Annotated in this window: 15 protein-coding genes; 11 read left to right on the forward strand and 4 right to left on the reverse strand. The window is 60.3% G+C overall.

Annotation, left to right across the window (positions count from 1 at the left end; translation table 11 throughout):
- Positions 1-33 precede the first annotated feature (33 nt).
- Both rarD and AAG689_RS06330 read right to left on the reverse strand, forming a co-directional pair.
- Positions 34-984 carry an EamA family transporter RarD gene (gene rarD, locus AAG689_RS06325; RefSeq protein WP_406625203.1) on the reverse strand — a complete coding sequence of 317 codons (951 nt, stop codon included), beginning with the start codon at positions 982-984 and terminating at the stop codon, positions 34-36.
- Positions 981-1,808, reverse strand: a complete 828-nt coding sequence (locus tag AAG689_RS06330) for a YggS family pyridoxal phosphate-dependent enzyme (RefSeq protein ID WP_406625204.1) — start codon at positions 1,806-1,808, stop codon at positions 981-983. Before AAG689_RS06330 ends, rarD begins: the two co-directional genes overlap by 4 nt.
- A gap of 361 nt (positions 1,809-2,169) precedes the next feature.
- Here AAG689_RS06330 and ptsJ (AAG689_RS06335) point away from each other — a divergent pair, with 361 nt between their 5' ends.
- From ptsJ (AAG689_RS06335) to ptsJ (AAG689_RS06350), 4 genes are all read left to right on the forward strand, one after another.
- Positions 2,170-3,471 (forward strand): transcriptional regulator PtsJ, encoded by a 1,302-nt coding sequence (gene ptsJ / locus AAG689_RS06335; RefSeq protein WP_406625205.1) that lies wholly within the window; start codon positions 2,170-2,172, stop codon positions 3,469-3,471.
- Positions 3,468-4,190: a peroxiredoxin gene (locus tag AAG689_RS06340; RefSeq protein ID WP_406625206.1), complete on the forward strand. Its 723-nt coding sequence runs from the start codon at positions 3,468-3,470 to the stop codon at positions 4,188-4,190. Before ptsJ (AAG689_RS06335) ends, AAG689_RS06340 begins: the two co-directional genes overlap by 4 nt.
- Positions 4,191-4,227: 37 nt before the next feature.
- Entirely contained in the window at positions 4,228-4,734 is a 507-nt protein-coding gene (locus AAG689_RS06345; protein WP_406625207.1) for a redoxin domain-containing protein, read from the forward strand.
- A 257-nt stretch (positions 4,735-4,991) separates the two neighbouring features.
- Positions 4,992-6,287, forward strand: coding sequence for a transcriptional regulator PtsJ (gene ptsJ / locus AAG689_RS06350; RefSeq protein WP_406626298.1), 1,296 nt, complete (start codon positions 4,992-4,994; stop codon positions 6,285-6,287).
- Positions 6,288-6,432: 145 nt separating this feature from the next.
- Here ptsJ (AAG689_RS06350) and AAG689_RS06355 read toward each other — a convergent pair whose 3' ends face one another.
- Entirely contained in the window at positions 6,433-7,335 is a 903-nt protein-coding gene (locus AAG689_RS06355) for a LysR family transcriptional regulator (RefSeq protein ID WP_406625208.1), read from the reverse strand.
- 225 nt (positions 7,336-7,560) lie between these two features.
- The gene (locus AAG689_RS06360; protein WP_406625209.1) at positions 7,561-8,178 is read right to left on the reverse strand and encodes an amino acid synthesis family protein; all 618 of its coding nucleotides are present in this window, start codon (positions 8,176-8,178) and stop codon (positions 7,561-7,563) included.
- A 261-nt stretch (positions 8,179-8,439) separates the two neighbouring features.
- Between AAG689_RS06360 and AAG689_RS06365 the strand changes: the two genes are divergently transcribed.
- From AAG689_RS06365 to AAG689_RS06395, 7 genes are all read left to right on the forward strand, one after another.
- Positions 8,440-9,984, forward strand: coding sequence for a CoA-acylating methylmalonate-semialdehyde dehydrogenase (locus AAG689_RS06365; protein ID WP_406625210.1), 1,545 nt, complete (start codon positions 8,440-8,442; stop codon positions 9,982-9,984).
- 228 nt (positions 9,985-10,212) lie between these two features.
- Positions 10,213-11,379 (forward strand): branched-chain amino acid ABC transporter substrate-binding protein, encoded by a 1,167-nt coding sequence (locus AAG689_RS06370; RefSeq protein WP_406625211.1) that lies wholly within the window; start codon positions 10,213-10,215, stop codon positions 11,377-11,379.
- A gap of 46 nt (positions 11,380-11,425) precedes the next feature.
- A complete protein-coding gene (locus tag AAG689_RS06375) occupies positions 11,426-12,343 on the forward strand; it encodes a branched-chain amino acid ABC transporter permease (RefSeq protein WP_406625212.1) in 918 nt (305 codons plus the stop codon).
- Positions 12,340-13,557 (forward strand): branched-chain amino acid ABC transporter permease, encoded by a 1,218-nt coding sequence (locus AAG689_RS06380; protein WP_406625213.1) that lies wholly within the window; start codon positions 12,340-12,342, stop codon positions 13,555-13,557. Before AAG689_RS06375 ends, AAG689_RS06380 begins: the two co-directional genes overlap by 4 nt.
- Complete coding sequence (locus AAG689_RS06385) at positions 13,554-14,333, forward strand: ABC transporter ATP-binding protein (RefSeq protein ID WP_406625214.1); 780 nt, start codon at positions 13,554-13,556, stop codon at positions 14,331-14,333. The genes AAG689_RS06380 and AAG689_RS06385 overlap by 4 nt, the downstream gene beginning before the upstream one ends.
- Entirely contained in the window at positions 14,330-14,788 is a 459-nt protein-coding gene (locus AAG689_RS06390; RefSeq protein WP_406625215.1) for an ABC transporter ATP-binding protein, read from the forward strand. The genes AAG689_RS06385 and AAG689_RS06390 overlap by 4 nt, the downstream gene beginning before the upstream one ends.
- Complete coding sequence (locus tag AAG689_RS06395) at positions 14,764-15,060, forward strand: ABC transporter ATP-binding protein (protein WP_406625216.1); 297 nt, start codon at positions 14,764-14,766, stop codon at positions 15,058-15,060. Before AAG689_RS06390 ends, AAG689_RS06395 begins: the two co-directional genes overlap by 25 nt.
- Positions 15,061-15,288 lie beyond the last annotated feature (228 nt).

A 15,288-nucleotide genomic window follows, 5' to 3' on the forward strand; every position in this document is an offset into this window, starting at 1 on the left:
TCCTATCAGGAAGAGGGGGTGATTCGTGAGAGGTCATCCGCGGGCACGGGCACGGCCGCCGGGCGACGGGAGACGGGAGACGTATACGCGGTTCACGAGTGCTTCGGTGCACAGCGTCATTACCGCCGCCCAGATCGCGAGATAGGTAGGCCACCGCCCGACGTCGATACGCTCGCCAATCAACACCGCCACGGCCACCAGCAGAAGTGGCTCGACATAGCTCAGCAGACCGAACAGCGCCAGTGGCAGCGACTGGCTCGCGGCGATCATCGCCAGCAGCGCCGCGGTGCTGACGAGGCCCAAGCCAAGCACTGCAAGCCACAGTCCCATTCCGAACCCGGATACGTCGGCTTCACCGCTGGCGGCAGGAACAACCCCGAGTGCCGCGTACAGTGCGACGGGAAGACTGAGAGCCATGTCCAGCCACAGTCCGGCCAGGTTGTCGGTTTCCAGATGGCGGCGCAGCATGTAGTAGGCGGGGAAACCCAGTGCCACCACGAATACCGGCCAGGATGCCTGCGACAATCCTGTCAGTTCATGGGCGACTCCGATGGTCGCCAGCAGGCTGGCCACTAGCTTCCACCGCGACAAGAGTTCCCGGTAGAACAGCCGTCCTGTCAGTACCAGGGTCAAGGGCAGCAGGAAGTAGCCGAGCGAAACGTCCAGTGCATGGCCGTGAATGGGGGCCCACACGAACAGCCAAAGCTGGACACCAAGCAGCAGTGACGACAGCGGTAAGAGCACCCAAAGAGCGGGGCGCGCGCCCATGCGCAGGCAGAGACTCCTTAACTGTGCGCCTTGACCTCGCAGCAGAAGAAAGAGGGTCAGCAGTGGGAAGGTCATCGCGATGCGCCAGCCATAGACCTGCCAGCTTCCCAGCGAGGACAACAGACTGGCGTAATAGTAGAGCAGCGCGAACAACGCCGAGGCCGCCAGTGAAAGACCGACGCCTGTGGCTGCTGATGCCGGATGGACGGCGTTCACTGATCGGGCTCTCCGTCCGGGGCCGTCGGCCAGTAGTACGAGTCTGGCGTCAATCGCGCGCCGAAGATTGCCTGGCCGACGCGTACGATAGTTGCACCTTCCTCGATCGCGATCTCGTAGTCGCCCGACATGCCCATGGACAACTCGTCCAGATCGATGCCGTGCGGTGCGTCATGACGCAGTTGGTCGCGCAGTTCGCGCAGCAGCACGAAACACTTGCGCACCCGTTCGGCTTCGGCGGAGAACAGCGCCAGCGTCATCAGTCCACGCACACGCAGTGCGGAGAACGCGGGTAGCGCGCGCAGGAAGGCCGGCACGTCGTCGGGATTCAGACCGTATTTGCTGGCCTCACCGGAAGTATTGACCTGTACGAACACGTCGAGTGCGCGACCCTCGGCCTGCAGGCGACGTTCCAGCGCCTCGGCCACGCGCAGGCTGTCGAGCGCCTGGAACTCTGAGGCGAAGCGGGCCACCAGTTTGGCCTTGTTGGTCTGCAGGTGGCCGATCACGGACCACTGCAGGTCGCCCAGGTCCTGCATCGCCTCCCACTTGCGGTAAGCCTCTTGCGGCTTGTTCTCACCGAGCAGACGGCAACCCGCCGCATAGGCAAGGCGCAGGCTGGTCTCGGGCTTGGTCTTGCTCACCGGCAGCAGGCGCACGCTGGCCGGATCGCGCCCCGCGCGCTGGCAAGCAGTGGCAATGCGTGCGTGGACTTCCGCGAGGTTGTGGCGGAAGTCCTCCACGGACTCGGCTTGCGGCCAGCGGCCATGCTGGTCGTGCTGGGTTTGCGTCTGAGAAGATGATTCGGTGTTGTCGATGTTCACGGCGGCAATCTCGATGCAATAGGTGCCAAAGTCAGGCTAAGTCGAAGCGGTCCAGGTTCATCACCTTGTCCAGGAGCTCACAGAATTCTGTATGAGCCTTGGGAAACTCGGCGCGATGGTCAAACTCGCCACCCAGCGAATTGGACCGAACGAATGCTGCCATAACAGATCTAGGCGCAGCTGATAAGGCCACCAGCCACGGTTTGTCGTGCCGCCGCGTGCGGTTCGCATGGAAGCGCTCCCAATGAGCGGGTAGTTGGTTTCGTTGGTCATGGGCTCTGCAGTGGGGGGGAATATATGGCCGATCCGTTGTTAATGTGCTATTGTCCTATGCCAAACTTTACCACGTCCTAGTAATTTCATGCGCATAGTCGGTAAAACTTCAGCGGAAATTTTTGACAGCATCCGTTCCTTGACGCAGACGGGCGCGCTGGTGCCAGGTCAGGCTTTGCCGACCGTGCGGGAACTGGCGGCAAAACTGGGCGTCAACCGCAATACGGTGTCGATGGCCTACCGACGGTTGGTCAATGGCGGAATCGCGGTGACTCAGGGACGCTTGGGAACGGTTATTCGGGGATTGCCAGGCGCGGGCGAGCAGGAGGGCGTTGCGCCTGGCTCACCGTTGATCGACTTGGGCAGCGGCAATCCAAACCCCAACCTGCTGCCGGATATTCGGACTGCCTTGGTACGCCGTCCGTACCGGCCACGCCTGTATGGCGAATCGCCCGTTGACCCCGATCTGGAAGATATGGTTCGTCCGTGGCTGGGGAGGGACTGTCCGACGCCGTTCGAGATCAATCTGACACACGGTTCGGTGGACGCTGTCGAGCGGCTGCTGTCGGCTTACCTGGTGGCAGGCGACAAGGTCGCGGTGGAGGATCCTTGCTTCATCAGCAGCGTTAACACGCTGCGCACGGCCGGCCTGCAAGCAATTGGCGTTGCCGTGGATCAGCAGGGGATGTCGGCTGATGCTCTGGCATGTGCGCTGGCCCAGGGCGCAAAAGCCGTGATCGTGACGCCGCGTGCGCATAACCCGACCGGTTGTAGCCTGGACTCGGAACGTGCACATGCGTTGCGATCCGTACTCGCATGCTACCCGCACGTGCTGGTGATCGTGGACGACCACTTTTCGTTGCTGGCTGAGAGCAGCTACCACGACGTGATTCCGCCTATGGTCGGCCATTGGGCGCTGGTGCGATCCGTATCGAAAACGCTTGGGCCGGATCTTCGAGTGGCGTTCGTCGCCAGCGACCGCGAAACCTCGCGGCATCTGCGCCTGCATCTGGCGCGTGGAACCAACTGGGTGAGCCATGTGCTGCAGGACATCGTTCTTGCTTGCATGACCAGGCCGCAGGCACGTGACCGGATGAAAGAGGCTCGGGTGAGCTATGCCCGATGTCGGAGCGTCATGGCGAAGGCGTTGGCTGGACAAGGCCTTAACGTCTGGGATCCTGCGGACGGCCTGAACCTGTGGTTGCCCTTGCGCGGAGCGAGCGCCTCGGCAGCGTCGGCGCTGGCGCGTCATGGCTGGATGGTGCGCGGCGGCGAGATATTTGGGGTTCAGACGTCTTCGCATGGGCTGCGCATCACGATTTCCACCCTCGATGAAGGAGCGGCGCATGCGTTTGCACTGGATCTCCGACACGTCCTGGAGCCGACATGACGCCCAGACGAGCAAGAGACGACAGGGGAGCCAGAAAGCTGAACCAGGCATGGGGCGAGGTGCGTGCATTTCTTGCCAGTGCCTGCAATACCCAGATGGCTTCAGTTGTCGGGTCTATAGCAACCAACAGCATCCACATCACCATGAATACATCGAACCATTCCCGGCTTCCCTCTGACCTTCCCAAGCCTGTAGATGACGGTGCGGCAAGACATCTCGAGGGACTGCACCTGCCGAGCGTCATACTTGCCAGCTCCGATGGCACCAGCATCGACCTTGGTTCCTTGAAGGGTAGGTGGGTTATCTATGTCTATCCCATGACGGGGCGCCCGGGTGCGCCTTTGCCGGACGGGTGGAACGATGTTCCCGGTGCGCGTGGCTGCACATCGCAGTCTTGCAGTTTTCGGGATCACCACAAAGAACTCCTCGGCCTTGACGTCGGGGTGCTCGGGCTGAGCGCGCAGGCGTCCGACGAGCAGTGCGAGGCCAAAGACCGACTGCATCTTCCCTTCGAGCTCTTGTGCGATGCCTCCCTGAAACTCAAGCAAGCACTGCGGTTGCCAACCTTCGCGATTGACGGTATCGAGCTGTACAAGCGCCTCACATTCATCACCGAGGACGACCGAATTAGCAAGGTCTTCTATCCAGTGTTTCCCCCTGACCGCAACGCGGACGAGGTTCTCTCATGGCTGCACAACAACACCACCCGTTCGGCCTGATGCCGGTGCGGGCTTTGCACACTGACAGGGGCACAACGTGAAACAGCATCTTCATTCGCTGGCGCCGACGTGGGAGGTGGCGCAGTGGTTCAACACCGAGCAGCCGTTGAGCCTGGAGTCCCTGCGCGGAAAGGTGATCGTGGTAGAGGCTTTTCAGATGCTGTGTCCGGGGTGCGTGCTGCACGGCCTGCCACAGGCCGCCCGCGTGCGCCAGGCGTTTTCTCCTGTGCAAGTCGAGGTGCTCGGGCTGCACACTGTCTTCGAGCACCATGAAGCCATGACGCCGACGTCGCTACAGGCTTTCCTGCACGAGTATCGAATCGGCTTCCCGGTCGGCGTGGATCAGCCCGATGGCCGCGGTGGACCGCCGCGGACCATGCAGGCCTATGGCATGCGAGGCACACCGACGCTGCTGATCATTGATGGACATGGGCGGCTGCGGCACCATCACTTCGGCCAGATTGCTGATCTGTCACTGGGCGCGGAGATCGCAGAGTTGATATTAGAGAGCAAGTCTTTTTCCGGCCAGGACGTGTCACCTTGAAGATCTTGAGGAGCCGCCTCAGCGGTGGGCGGATGTCCCGGCGATGCGTGCATTCCAAAGCCCTGATGACGGATCCGGTTTCGTTGTGCCTAAGCAGTCGCTGGCTCGCGTGCTCGTTCCTTTACCTGTGCGTCGAGCCCGCATCACGCAGGGAATCAGGGGTGGTTGGTAGTCGGGAAACTGACTACATAGGATGCTTTCAGCCAGTCTAAGATAAAATTGTCCTCGAGAACCTCATATATTGGCATGGGACAATGTTGAAAATCATCGGGAAGACCGCTCTTGAGATATCCGACCACATTCGTGCGTTGGTGCAAAGTGGCGACCTTCAGCCGGGCAGTCCGTTGCCTCCTGTGCGCGAACTGGCCGACGAACTCGGCGTCAATCGCAATACGGTCGCGGCGGCCTACCAGCGTCTGGCCAAGGGCGGCATTGCGATCACACAAGGCCGCCTCGGTACCGCCATCTGCGAACCGCCACGTGCGGGTGAGCAGGAAGGGCTGAGTACCGGGACAAAGCTGATCGACCTTGCTGATGGGAACCCTGATCCCCGAAGGTTGCCGGACCCTATGAAGCTGCTTGCAGCGAATGTGCCTCGACCGTATCTGTATGGCGACGACACAATGCTGCCCGAACTGCAGCAGATAGGGCGGGAATGGGTATTGTCAGATTGCCCGCCAGGCGGAGAACTGGAGCTGACTCATGGCGCGGTCGATGCCATTGAACGCTTGGCTGCAGCTCATTTGGTGCCGGGAGACAAGGTCGCGGTCGAGGATCCCTGCTTCCTCGGTACCATCAACGCCTTGAGGTTGGCGGGCATGCAGGCGATCGGAGTGGATATTGACGACGCGGGCATGCGGCCAGAGGCACTGCAAGCGGCCCTGGATAAAGGGGCGCGGGCAGTGCTGGTCACGCCACGTGCTCACAACCCGACAGGTTGCAGCCTCTCCAAGCGCCGGGCTGATGCGCTTAAGCGGGTTCTTGCGGCTCACCCGAACGTGCTGGTTGTCGTTGATGATCACTTCTGGTTGCAGGCAGAGACGCCGTACCACTCCATCATCCCTGCCACGACAATGCGATGGGCGCTGGTTCGATCGGTGTCCAAGGGGCTTGGGCCGGATATGCGAGTGGCCTTCGTGGGGTGTGACACGGCCTCCGCGGAGCGGCTCCGCAGCCGATTGGCGCCGGGCATGACATGGGTCAGCCACATTCTTCAGGCCATTGTCGCGACAGCGCTGACCTCCAAGGCCGTGCGCAAGGATATAGACGGTGCCCGTGAAGCTTATGCGGGTTACCGAGACGAGTTTTGCAGGGCGTTGCATGTCGAGGGCATCGATGCTCCGCCAGCTTCAGGAGGGCTCAACGTCTGGGTGCCGTTGCCCTGCGATGAAAAGGATGTGGCCTATGAACTGGCGAAAAAGGGCTGGCTGGTCCGACCGAGCGGAGCTTTCGATGTCCAGGGGCAGTCCCGGGCTCTCCGCATTACCGTATCCAAGCTCCAGCCGGAACAAGCACAGCGCTTTGCTCGGGACTTAAAAGCATGCCTGATCTGAATCACATGCGCAGCACAGCAAACCCGGGTGCTCGTTGAGCGGCAGAAATACTACCTTGCAATTGGCACAACCAAGCTATCTGAAACCTGGAGCAAAGATGGTTTAACTAATGCTGGGGGCAATGAGCGGCGCAAAAGATCCAGTTTCAATCCATTATCTTCGACTCAAGGTAGGATTTTACGGAATCTACGCAAGCTTTGATGTGTGGTAAATACTGAAGATCATGCTGTACGCTGACAAACAACGGTACCGTCAGTTGCCGCTCTTCCACAATTCTCGTAAGGCCAGCTTCCTGCGCGTTTGCATACGAAGGCAAGATAACAATACCTACACCTTCCTGTGCTGCTGACATCTGAGAAAACATGCTGGTTGCGCGAAAGCGGATTCTGGGATTTTTGATGATGCCCTCGAGCCATCGTGCCGATGGCAGATAAACCGGGTCATCAATGTAGCTGATGAAACTCTCATTGTCGGACAAATCTTCGGCACTCGAAATGACGCGACCCTTGAGATAATTCTCGCTGGCGTAGAGGTGGAACGGGACATCCGCAACTTTGTAGGTCACCAGAGACGCGGCACTGGGCTCGAAAAAGCTGACGAATATGTCAGCCTCTCGCTTGGCAACGTCCACATAATTGGACGAGGTTACCAGATGGATTTCCACGCCTGGATGCCGGTCTGCCACATCCTTCGCCATGCGAGCGATCAACAGGGAACCCACACCCTCCATCGAGGCGATGGTGACCAGCCCTCCCACGACCTGGCCTTGTGAAGTGAGTCCTTGGATTTCGTGAAGCGCCGTTTCCATGCGCTCGATCCGGATGAACACTTCTCGCCCAAGCGAGGTCAGCACCAACCCCTTGGGATCACGTTTGAAGAGGGTGCTGCCGGAGCTGAACTCTACCTGGGCAAGACGTCGGCTGACCGTCGACTGGTCCACGCCCAGTCTCTTGGCGGCTGCCGCAAGAGAACCGCACCTGACTGTCTCCAGCATGGCACGCAGCTGATCCCACCCAAGCTGGTCTAAGGAAAGAAATTTGGTTCCCACGGAGGAAGAGGCCCAAAGCTTCGGTCTAGTGACGGAAACTTTCCAGTCTACAGGAACCATACATTTTACCAATTGATGTAAACCATGTAAGCCTGAGGGCTCATGCCGTCTCCGACAGGATGGCTACCGCTCAGACGGCCTTCCTCCCGAGGCAGAGCACTCAAAGGAGCAAAGACAGCCGTAGGCCGTTGCCACGCCTGTCTTTGCCTAGACGCCGGACTGCACTTACTTCGTACGCGCGGCCTTGATCTTGGCAACGGCTTCCGCAACCTTGTCAGCACTGGCACCCTGCACGCGAGCATTCACACGTGCCGTACCGAAACCGACGAACAGCACGATCTCGTCCGCGGCCGGGGCGCCCGGAATGGAGACCTCGATGCCATCCATGGCATCGTAGTCCCAGGCGTCGTCTGCGCCGCCGAACACCACGTCGATGGTGCTGCCCGCCGTAGCGACTTTCGAGTTTCCTGGAATCAGGGCTGGGCCGGCTCCCAAACCGGTGCGCAGCGCCAGACCCAGTCGCGGGTGAATCAGCGCTGCACCGTGCTCGGCTTCGCCTGCGCTACCGATGATGACAGCCTTACCGTAGGCGCGCGGCCAGTTCTCGGTGGTGAAGCCAGCCAGCGCTCGTTGGGTCAGGATGGTGCCCAGCTCGAAGGAGATGGCGGCGAGGTGGTCCAGCTCTTCGGACGAAGCGGCTCCCTTGCCTGCATAAGGATTCTTGAAGACTGCACCTGCGACCACATGACGGGCTGGCTTTTCGGCGATTTTGCCGCCTTCGCTGAGCGTTTCCCGGTCGATGACATAAATCTGACGAATAGCCGGGATGGATGTATTTCCCATGATTATCTCCACTACTTCTTTGGATGTTCGAAGAACTGCGATCGGCGAATTCCGATTGCTCGTCAGACTTTATCGGCAGGTATTTGAGGCGTCAGCTTGGAAAAGTGCAAGGCCCCTTGCACTTTTCTAGACGTTTGCATGTGTGGTCTGCGGTTATCTTCGAGGGGTTCGAGAGTTCAACCAGTTTGTGGCCCGCGAGACGCAGCGGCTACAAGTATCTAATTTTCAGTGCCAACCTATCGAAGGCAAAAGGAGCCAACCATGAACGCGGTCAGCGATTTGAAGATTACGAAGATCCACCATTGGATCGGCGGACAGAAACATGATGGAGTTGATAATAAACTCTCGAATGTTCATAACCCTGCCACGGGCCAGATTTCGGGCCATGTGCAGTTGGCGAGCAGCGCGGAGGTGGACGCCGCCGTGGCATCGGCCAAGGCCGCGTTCCCGGCCTGGGCGAATCTGCCTCCGCTGCGCCGCGCGCGCATTCTGTTCAAGTTCCTGGAACTGCTGAACCAGCACCGCGACGATCTGGCCCGACTCATCACCGCCGAGCACGGCAAGGTGTTCACTGACGCGCAGGGCGAGGTCACGCGCGGCATCGAGATCGTCGAGTTCGCCACTGGCATCCCCCAACTGCTCAAGAGCGACTTCACCGATCAGGTCTCGACCAACATCGACAACTGGACGCTGCGCCAACCCCTGGGCGTGGTGGCCGGCATCACGCCGTTCAACTTTCCTGTCATGGTGCCGGCCTGGATGTTCCCGGTGGCCATCGCAGCGGGCAACACCTTCGTGCTCAAGCCCAGCCCGATCGATCCGAGCCCGAGCTTGCTGATCGCAGAGCTGCTGCAGAAGGCCGGACTTCCCGATGGTGTTTTCAACGTGGTCCAAGGTGACAAAGACGCCGTCAATGCGCTGTTGGAGCACAAGGACGTGCAGGCAGTATCTTTTGTCGGGTCCACGCCGATCGCCAACTATATCTACGAAACCGGTGCACGGCACGGCAAGCGCGTACAGGCGCTCGGCGGTGCGAAGAACCATCTGGTGGTATTGCCGGATGCCGATCTGGATCAGGTCGTCGATGCCTTGATCGGCGCGGCCTACGGTTCCGCGGGCGAACGCTGCATGGCCATCAGCGTGGCCGTGTTCGTCGGCGATGAGACCGCGGAAAAGGTCATTCCCAAGCTGATCGAGCGCACCAAGACCCTCAAGGTCCTCAACGGCACCAACCTCGACGCGGAGATGGGACCCATCGTCACGCGCGCCGCACACGAACGCATCAGCAGCTACATCGATCTCGGCGTGAAGGAAGGCGCCAAGCTGCTGGTTGACGGCCGGCAGTTCGACGGTAGGGTGGCGGGAGAGGGAACTGACACGGACACATCCGGTGGCTTCTGGCTGGGTGGCACGCTGTTCGATCACGTTACGCCCGACCACCGCATCTACAAGGAAGAGATCTTCGGCCCCGTGCTTGCCAGTGTGCGCGTGAAGAACTTCGGCGAAGCGATCGATCTGATCAACAACCACGAGTTCGGCAACGGCGTGAGCATCTACACGCGTGACGGCAACGCAGCGCGTGAGTTTGGCCGCCGCATTCAGGTGGGCATGGTAGGGATCAACGTACCGATTCCCGTGCCGATGGCCTGGCATGGCTTCGGCGGCTGGAAGCGTTCGCTGTTTGGCGACGCACACGCCTATGGCGAGGAAGGTGTGCGTTTCTACACCAAGCAAAAGTCCATCATGCAGCGGTGGCCCGACAGCATCGCCAAGGGTGCCGAGTTTTCGATGCCGGTCTCGAAGTAACGGACAGGCTTACAAGGTCATCATCCAGCGGGTTGCACCGTGCCCGCTGGAGGCAACAGGAGAACTTTACCCACCTCCATTCACTACATCATCGAACCTAGGCAAGGCATGCCACCCGTCTGCGCCAGGTAAACACCGTTTCAGGTGGCCCACATCATCGTTGAAACCAACGCTGGTACGCGGCAAAAAAATAGGCCAAAAGCGCCAGCAAAAAGTAGGAGACAAATCATGAACAGGAAGTACTTGCGCGTTGCGGGTGCCATCGCGAATTGCACCGTGGCTGCTTTATTGACCCTCAATGCAGGGGCTGCCACTGCCAAAGATCTCGTCAAAATCGCATTCATCGGTCCGCTGACCGGCGGTGTTTCATCCACCGGCCTGGGCGGACGCAACTCGGCGCAACTGGCGGTCGATCAGCACAACGCCGATCCCAGCAAGAAGTACCGGGTCGAGCTGGTCAAGCTCGATGACGAATGCAAGCCTGCCGTCGGGGTGCAGGTCGTCACCAGGGCGGCCACAGATCGCAACATCATCGGCGCCGTCGGCCACTACTGCTCGGCAGTGGCCATCGTGACGGTCGATACGTTCCATCGGTTCGGCCTGCCGTTGGTGATCTGGGGTGCGGTGCTGCCGGAGATCACCTACGGCAATAGCTTCAAGGAGATCCATCGCGTCAATGGCACGATGATCAATGAAGGCAAGCTGGCTGCCGAGTACGTGCAGAAGGCTGGCTTCAAGCGGGTCGCGCTGATTTACGACACGACCGACTACGGTAAGGGCCAGAGTGTGCATTTCATGAACGCCCTCAAGCAGTTCCCTGACATCACCGTCACCGGGTCATACGGGGTAGATGTGACGCAGCAGGACTTCTCCGCGGAACTCACCGCCGCGCAGCGCGGCAAGCCCGATGTCATCTGGTTCGGTGGGCTGACGCCGCAGGGCGTTTCCATCAAGGCGCAACTGCAACGCATCGGTATCGCCACGCCTTTCATCGGTGTCTCGGGCATCCTCAACGAAGGTTTCATTGCCGGGCTGGGGTCAGCAGTCGCCGAAGGTGTCGTGTCGTTCCACAACGGTGCTCCGATCGAAAAATACGCCAAGGGCAAGGAGTTCCTGACGGCCTATGCTGCCGCAGGATTCAAGGAGGAGCCTGATGCTTACGGCCCCTTTGCGTACAGCGCTACCAAGCTGCTGATCGACGCCATCGAGAAGGTCGGCCCCAACCGGGCCAAGGTGCGCGACGAGCTCAATACCACGCGCGACTACGAAAGTCTGGTGGGCACCATCAACTTCGACGACCACCGCCAGAACATCACCAACGCCCACCAATATGTGGTGCAGGACGGCAAGTGGGTCTATTGGGCCGATAGCAAGTACGCCAAGGAGCAAAAGTAAGCACGCAGCAGAGAGTCGTAAACCACCAACCTAGGGAGCATACGACATGGAATTGTCCTTTGCCTTCCAGCATCTGGTTAACTTCCTCATGCTGGGTCTGATCTATTCGATCGTTGCCGTGGGCTTCTCGCTGTACTTCGGAGTCGTCGACGTCGTGCAGTTTGCCCATGGCGATGTGTTGGCGCTGGGAGGATACGCCGGCCTGGCCGGAATCCTGCTGGCCACGGCCGCTGGTGCTGGCGGAGTAGGCTCGATCATCGGCATGATCGTCCTGGCCGTCATCGCCACGGGTGCTGCGGGGGTCTTGATCGGGCGCTATCTGGTCCTGCCCCTGCGGCAGGCACCTCACATCAACGTGCTGCTGATCACGCTGATGACTGGTACGGCCATTCGCGAGGCCCTGCGCCTTTTCGTGCCTGGCGGCTCAAACCCCAACCCATTTCCGATGGTGTTGCCTGACACGCTCATCAGCTTCGGGGGCGCCAGCATGCGCGTGAGCAGCATCATCATTCTGCTGGCAGGGGCCGCGGCAATCTTCGGTACCCATTTCCTGCTCAACCATACACGCCTGGGTCTGGCCGTTCGTGGTGTCGCCCAGGATGAAGAGACTGCCCGGTTCATGGGCATCAACTTCAAGCGGGTGGTGATCCTGACTTTTGTGCTCGGCTCCAGCCTGGGGGCACTGGCCGGGATCATGTCGGGACTGTACTACCGGCAGGTCATCTACAACATGGGGGTGATGCTCGGTGTCATCGGCTTCTGCTCCGCCGTGGTGGGCGGGCTGGGAAGCCTGCTGGGGGCCGTGCTTGGCGGCTTCCTGTTCGCCGGGCTGCAAACCTTCGCCACCGTGGCACTGCCGATTCCCAGTGCGTACAAGGATGTTTTTGCTTTCACCATGATGATCTGCATCATCGCCATCCGGCCCACAGGTCTGCTGCGCGAGCGTTTCCAGGAGCGGGTATGAACCAGAGAACCACAACGACCTTACCGATCGCTGGACAGCCGATGGCTACTACCCCTGTCCCTCGCGCACTGGCGGCGCAGCCTTTGCCATTCATCCTCACTGTCGTGGCGGCCACAGGCATTCTGGCGCTGCTTCTCGCCTTCGAGTCAGAGCTGGCCTTGGCAGGCACGCTCCTCGCGGCTGCTGCCCTATGGTGGGGCGGTCAACGAAGCGGCGTGCTCGGCAGGGCAGGGGTCTTTGCCGACTGCCACCCACGCCTGTCGCGTGCGATCTTTGTCGCCGCCGGTGCCGTACTGCTGTTGCTGTTTCACCAGGAGCACTATGCGCTCTTGATGGTGGCCACGGTATTGCTCTATGCCGCCGCGTGCGCTGGCATCAATATCCAGACCGGCTTCGCGGGGATCGCGAACTTTGCGGGCGCGGCATTCTTCGCTTGCGGTGGCTACACCGTGGCCGTGCTCACAAAGAACACAGCCCTGCCGCATGTTCTGGCAATTCTGGCGGGCGGCGTGGTGACGGCAGCCATCGGCGCGATCCTGCTGCTGCCAGTGCTGCGCACCCGCGGGTACTACTCGGCGTTGGTGACCATTGCCTTCGGCATCCTTTGCAGTTCCTTCCTGCAGGTCAATGAACATCTGGGCGGTGCGCAGGGTCTCCAACTGGATGCGTTGAACATACTGGGATGGGACATGGGCCAGGGCCTGGAGATCGCCGGCCGCGAGGTGTCGTTCTATTTTGGCTATGCACTGCTGGCCCTGGCGGTGTTCCTGCTGGCATCCCTGCTGGCCCACGCAGTGGAATGGTCGGCCATCGGCGTGAACTTCGACGCCGTGCGCAATGACGAACTGGTGAGTTCCACCTTCGGCATCAACCTGCAGCGCTGGAAGATCACCGCGTTCCTGTTGGGAAACTTCCTCATCGGAATTTCAGGTGCTGTGTACGCGGGCCTGACCAGCTTCGTCAGTCCGGCGGGTGCGACGTTCGAGCAATCGCTGCTGCTGATCTCCATCGTGATTCTTGGCGGCATCGGCAACAGTTGGGGTGCGCTGCTGGCGGCGGCTCTGGTGGTGCTTGTGCCTGAGAAGTTGCAATCCTTGCAGGAATACAGGATTCTGATTTTCTCCGCGGCTGTCGTAGCCATCCTGCTGTTCCGGCCCAAGGGGCTTGTGCCGCGGCGCATGCGCGACTTCTCGGTCAAGGGGGGCACGCGATGAGTCAAGCCATTCTTTCATGCCGCGATGTGACCATGCGCTTTGGCGGCCTCGTGGCGCTGGACTCCTTCAGCCTGGATGTGCATGCTGGAGAGGTGGTGGGTCTGCTGGGACCGAATGGCTCCGGTAAGACGACATTCTTCAATGTCATCACCGGCCTCTACAAGCCCGCTGGGGGCAGCATCCGTTTTGGCGACGCGGACCTTTTCGGCAGGCCGCCGGCGGAAATCAATCACGCCGGAATCGCGCGCAGCTTCCAGCGCTGCCGTCTGCTGTTGGAACTGTCGGTGTTCGACAACCTGCTGTTGGGCGCGCACAACCGGCTCCACAATGGGCTGCTGCGTAATCTGTTTGCCCGCAAGGCGACACAGCGATCCATTACATCGTTCATCGGTACGGCGCGCGACTTGTGCGCACGCTTCAACCCCTACATCGCGGACCGCCTGTTCGAGCCTGCCGGCTCATTCAACATGATCGACCGCCGCCGCATCGAACTGTGCAGGGCCCTACTGGGCGAGCCTCGGCTTTTGCTGCTCGATGAACCTTCCGCAGGCATGACACATGAGGAAACCTTCAGCCTGATGGACGACGTGACAAGTTTCCAACGCCAGCGCCCGGATCTGTCCATCATCCTCATCGAGCATGAGATGCAGGTCATCGAGCGTGTCAGCCAGCGTTGCGTGGTGCTGAACTTCGGCAAGAAAATCTGCGAAGGCAGCTATCGCGAGGTGACCAATGATGTGCAGGTGCGCAAAGCCTATCTGGGAGACGACGTATGAGTGAAGCGATTCTGACGGTAGAGAACCTTGTCGCGGGCTACGGCAACGCCAATGTGCTCAACGGCATCTCCGTGCAGGCGCAGGATCGCGCCATCACCTGCCTGCTGGGCGCCAATGGCGTGGGTAAAAGCACGCTGATCAAGGCGATCTTCGGTTTGGTGCCTGTTCGACAGGGGACGGTGCGATTCCTGGGACAGGACATCACGGGCTGGGAGACGCATCGCGTGGTAGCTCAGGGCCTGGCCAGCATCCCGGAAGGGAATCGTGTGTTTCCACGCATGTCGGTACTGGACAATCTCATGGCCGGTGCCTACCTGGAGCGCTCGCGTGCGAAGATCGCCTCGCGCCTTGAGCGGGTCATGGCACTTTTCCCCAGGCTGGCTGAACGGCGCGACCAGTTCGCAGGCACCTTGTCCGGGGAGAGCGTTCGATGCTGTCGATCGGCCGCGGGCTGATGAGCAGTCCGCGCCTGCTCGTCATCGATGAGCCTTCGCTGGGTCTGTCGCCGCTTTTCGTGAAGGAGAACTTCAAGCTCATCCGAGAACTGGGCAGCGAGGAGTGCACCATCTTGCTGGTGGAGCAGAACGTCCGGCAAACGCTGGAGGTCTCCCAGTACGGCTACGTGATCTCCCAGGGCAAGGTGGCATTGGAGGGGTCCAGCACGGAACTGCGACAAAGCCCTGAGGTCAGCGAAGCGTACTTTGGTGGGGAGACAGCGAGCCACTGACAACAGGCCCGCTTCTGCCCTTGACAGGGGGGCTCGGAAAGATGAGAGCAATCCAAGGTGTGCCTGCACCTTGGATTTTTCGTTTCTAGAGCCTGCATCTGCCTCCGTCTGGCAGTGCCGTCACTGCAGGAATTTTTGACCTATGCCAAAATAATGGATGACATGGTTGAAACACGGATTTTCGCAACACCAGTTGGAAAGGGGAAGTTCGCCATCGTGAAAGGAAAG

Source organism: Acidovorax sp. SDU_ACID1 (assembly GCF_045291395.1).
In the GTDB taxonomy this organism is placed as follows: domain Bacteria; phylum Pseudomonadota; class Gammaproteobacteria; order Burkholderiales; family Burkholderiaceae_C; genus MR-S7.

Excerpts from the sequence above, each read along its gene's own strand:
- ptsJ (WP_406625205.1), top strand. The coding sequence starts at position 2,170 with ATGCGCATAGTCGGTAAAACTTCAGCGGAAATTTTTGACAGCATCCGT.
- AAG689_RS06340 (WP_406625206.1), top strand. The coding sequence starts at position 3,468 with ATGACGCCCAGACGAGCAAGAGACGACAGGGGAGCCAGAAAGCTGAAC.
- AAG689_RS06360 (WP_406625209.1), bottom strand. The coding sequence starts at position 8,178 with ATGGGAAATACATCCATCCCGGCTATTCGTCAGATTTATGTCATCGAC.
- AAG689_RS06365 (WP_406625210.1), top strand. The coding sequence starts at position 8,440 with ATGAACGCGGTCAGCGATTTGAAGATTACGAAGATCCACCATTGGATC.
- AAG689_RS06370 (WP_406625211.1), top strand. The coding sequence starts at position 10,213 with ATGAACAGGAAGTACTTGCGCGTTGCGGGTGCCATCGCGAATTGCACC.
- AAG689_RS06375 (WP_406625212.1), top strand. The coding sequence starts at position 11,426 with ATGGAATTGTCCTTTGCCTTCCAGCATCTGGTTAACTTCCTCATGCTG.
- AAG689_RS06380 (WP_406625213.1), top strand. The coding sequence starts at position 12,340 with ATGAACCAGAGAACCACAACGACCTTACCGATCGCTGGACAGCCGATG.
- AAG689_RS06385 (WP_406625214.1), top strand. The coding sequence starts at position 13,554 with ATGAGTCAAGCCATTCTTTCATGCCGCGATGTGACCATGCGCTTTGGC.
- AAG689_RS06390 (WP_406625215.1), top strand. The coding sequence starts at position 14,330 with ATGAGTGAAGCGATTCTGACGGTAGAGAACCTTGTCGCGGGCTACGGC.
- AAG689_RS06395 (WP_406625216.1), top strand. The coding sequence starts at position 14,764 with ATGCTGTCGATCGGCCGCGGGCTGATGAGCAGTCCGCGCCTGCTCGTC.